Consider the following 3,388-nt stretch of genomic DNA (forward strand, 5'->3'; position numbering starts at 1 on the left):
GGATCGGCTGGGCGGCGATCTCCCGCGTGACCTCGATCAGTCTGCGGGCCGCCTGCTGCGCGTCCGCAGGGGCGAAGCGCGCCGCGGGCGCGCTGATCCCGAGGGCCGCGGGGAGACGGGTCCCGGGCAGCGGGGCCGCGACGCAGCGTCCGTCCGACTCATGCTCACCGTCGTTGACCGCGTATCCGTCCCTGCGCACCCGTTCGACCTCGTCGACGAAGGCGTCCACGGCGGTGATGGTCCGTTCCGTGCGGGCCCACATACCGGTGTGCTCCAGCAGTTCCCGCACCCGTGCCTCCGCGAGCCGGGACGCGATCGCCTTGCCCAGCGCGGTGGAGTGCAACGGGTCCCGGGCGCCCCGCGCCGAGGTGAACCGGACACGGTGCCGGCTCTCGACGATGTCGACGTGGATGACGTGGTCGCCGTCGAGGATCGCGAGGGTGGTCGTCTCCTCGAACTCGTCCCGCAGTCGCTCCAGCCACGGGTGCGCGCGTTCCCGGAGGATCTCCAGCTGCCGCGACTGCATGCCGACGAAACCGAGTCCCAGCCGGTACAGCCCGGTGTTGCCGTCCCGTTCGACGTAGCGGTGGGCCTCCAGTGTCCACAGATAGCGGAATGCGGACGATTTGGGCAGATCGGTCGCCTGGCCGACATCGATCAGGGACACACCGTCGATCGACTCCTGCAAGAGGTTGAGAATCGAACAGACGCGCTCGACCGCGCGGACCGTGTAATCCCGTTCTTCGCCGGACACCACGGTCTCGTCCCCGGTCCCATTTCCCTGATTGCGCCGTCCCGACACGCCGATGCTCCCCTGTGGAATACGGATCGCCTGTTGACGAAAAAGCCTATCCGGTCCGGACCTTTCCGAGCAGGGGGCCACGAAGTCGCCGGGGTGCGGCCGGTCCCACGATGTCGCGGAATCGACGGGGAACATCCGCGTTCCGGCGCCGCCGGGTGCGCGGTACGGAGCCCGTTGTAACGAATCGCCGTCGCCAACGATAGTGATTCCGGGGAGGAGTACGGGTTGGACGGTCGGCGGCGTGTGCGTTTCCCACCCGGCCGGGTCGGTGCAAATTGCGGAGTGCAAGATAGCCCGTTTGGTGGTGTTGGTGTCGCGGTCCGTGTCCGAAACTGGAGGTGTGTTGATCGTGGTGCAGCCACGCGGCTGGGGGTCCCGCATTTTTTGGCCGATGGCCAACGGTCTGTGCCGCGTCCCCCGAACTCGTCCCCGGACCCCGTACTCCTCATGACTATGTCTTCTCAGCAGGCCGTGTCTTCTCAGCAGGCCGTGTCTTCTCAGCAAGCCACGCCGCCTCACCAGGCCACGCCGCCCTTTCCCGAGGCCACACCGGCCTTTCCCGCGACCACGCTCCGTGAGACCCAGTCGGGATCGGTGCGCCCCTCCGGCACCCGCCCGCGCGCCACCCTGCCGGAGGACGGCGACGCCGAGCCGGTCTGGGAACTCGTCCGTCGGGTCCGCAAGCTGCGTGGACTGACCCAGTACCAGCTCGCGGACCGGCTCGTCGAGCTGTCCCGGAACTCCAGTGTCAGTCGCGACGAGGTCGCGCGGTGGGAACGGGGGAAGCGGGTGCCGGGTCCGTACTGGCGGCAGTGGTTGAGCCTCGCGCTCGACGTGCCGTCCGATCAGCTCGCGGCGGCGGTCCGGTACGGGCGGACGGTGCGCTGACCGGCCCTTTCTCCGCGGACACCATCGCGACCACCGCGGCGTAGCGCGCTACCTACGTAGCGTGCTACAGTGACGGCGGCCACCGGGTACGGGACCGTTCACCACCCGCCCACGAAGGTGGCTGACACGGCGGCGCGGCGCGGACTTCCCCTTCCGGCCGGGCCGCGCCGCCGGATCCGGACGATGTGATGACCGCGAGAGCGCAGGGGCGGTATGGGATTCGTTTTCGGTCGCGATCCGTGCGGGTCGCGGAATTGTCCGGGCGCTCGTTTCCGGTGCGCCCGGAGCGGAACCGGGTGTGGGCGCACCGCTCCGCCCTCCGGGGCGTCGGCGCGGCGATTCTGTCCCCGGTCGGGCCGGGTCGTGCTGCCGCGGCAGCGGCGCCCACCCCGGGAATCGGGGTGAGCGCCGCCGCGGCCCGTTCAGGCGCTGCGCGCGGGAGGGTGCCGTAGCTCGTGGGCGACCTCACCGAGGAATGCGCGGGAGTCCTCGGGCGAGAGCGCGTTGCCGGCCACCGCACGCCACAACGCGTGGAAGACGTCCAGTTCCCCGCTGGACTCGTGGTGGATGCGGTCGACGGGCGTGCTCACCCAGACGACCTCACCGAAGTCCCGGATGGCTTCCGACGGGAGTACGAGTTCGGTGAAGGCACCCGCCGCCGGGCACGCACCCGCGCTGCCGTCGGTGAGAATTCGGATCTCGATGTGCGGGGCGTGGGTGAGTTCCTCGAGGTGTGCCACCTGACGGGCGAGGATCTCGGCGCTGCCGACCGTGCGACGCAGCACCGCCTCCTCGACGACGCACTGCAGTTCGGGAGGCTCGTCCCGCTCCAGCACCTCCTGACGTCCGGCCAACATGCGGAGGTGCCGCGCGCGGGACTCCGCGTCGTGCGTCGGGAGTCCGGCACGGACCACGTGCTCCGCGTACTCGGGTGTGCGCAGGAGTTCGGGCACGACATTCGGCTCGAAGACGTGCATCCGGACCGCTGAGGACTCCATTCCCGCGAGCAGCGCGAGCGGGTAGGGCGGGAAGCCGTCCGGGAACAGGTCCTCCCACCAGTCCCGGACCCGGGTCTCCACGCGGTCCCGCAGCTCCCGGTAGTACCCGGCGCGTTCGGGGTGGCCGTACGCGTCGAGCATGATGTCCAGGCTCTCGTGGCTCGGCAGGTACCGCCCCATCTCGTAGTGCCCGATGGTCGCGCGACTCTTCCCGATCCTCCTGGCGATCTCGCTCTGGTTCGAGTTCTCGCCGGCCTCGCGCAGTCGCTTCAGTCCCAGGGTGAACGCCCATTCCGCGACGACATGGCTCACCTCGACCAAGGGCCCCACCTTTCGACTCCGGGCGACACCCATACGTGTCACCCGAACGGGCCACGCCGCGGTGTAGCGCGGTACATACGTAGCGCGCTACAGTGTGCGTGGCTACGGACAGTTGGACACCTGTCACGTTAGCCCCCGGTGGCGCCGGCCGTGGGGACCCCCTTGCGCACGGCCGCGTCGCCGGACCGAGCAGGCGCGCGACGTGCGCCACGCACCGAGGACCGACCTTCTGGAGCGTCGTATGTACCAGTCTCCGGTGGCCGGGGGCCGTCCGTACTCCCGGTGGTGGGCGGTGCCGGCCGGGAGGCGTTTCCGGCCACCTCGCGGGCGCGGGAGCGGGGGAGGTGACCCGGCGCCGCGCGCCGTGGCGCACGGGTGT

General features: G+C 70.3%; 3 protein-coding genes. 1 reads left to right on the forward strand and 2 read right to left on the reverse strand.

The features are described 5' to 3' along the window. Nucleotides 1-802: IclR family transcriptional regulator (locus SACPADRAFT_RS28150; protein ID WP_007026995.1), on the reverse strand; the 802-nt coding region annotated here is incomplete at its 3' end. 594 nt (nt 803-1,396) lie between these two features. Between SACPADRAFT_RS28150 and SACPADRAFT_RS34055 the strand changes: the two genes are divergently transcribed. Then, nucleotides 1,397-1,690, forward strand: a complete 294-nt coding sequence (locus SACPADRAFT_RS34055; RefSeq protein ID WP_007026996.1) for a helix-turn-helix domain-containing protein — start codon at nt 1,397-1,399, stop codon at nt 1,688-1,690. A 422-nt stretch (nt 1,691-2,112) separates the two neighbouring features. Here the strand turns inward: SACPADRAFT_RS34055 and SACPADRAFT_RS0215985 are convergent, their stop codons facing one another. Beyond that, complete coding sequence (locus SACPADRAFT_RS0215985) at nt 2,113-3,009, reverse strand: helix-turn-helix domain-containing protein (RefSeq protein ID WP_040924461.1); 897 nt, start codon at nt 3,007-3,009, stop codon at nt 2,113-2,115. Nucleotides 3,010-3,388 lie beyond the last annotated feature (379 nt).

Origin of the sequence: Saccharomonospora iraqiensis subsp. paurometabolica YIM 90007, from assembly GCF_000231035.2 — a bacterium.
Lineage (GTDB): Bacteria > Actinomycetota > Actinomycetes > Mycobacteriales > Pseudonocardiaceae > Saccharomonospora > Saccharomonospora paurometabolica.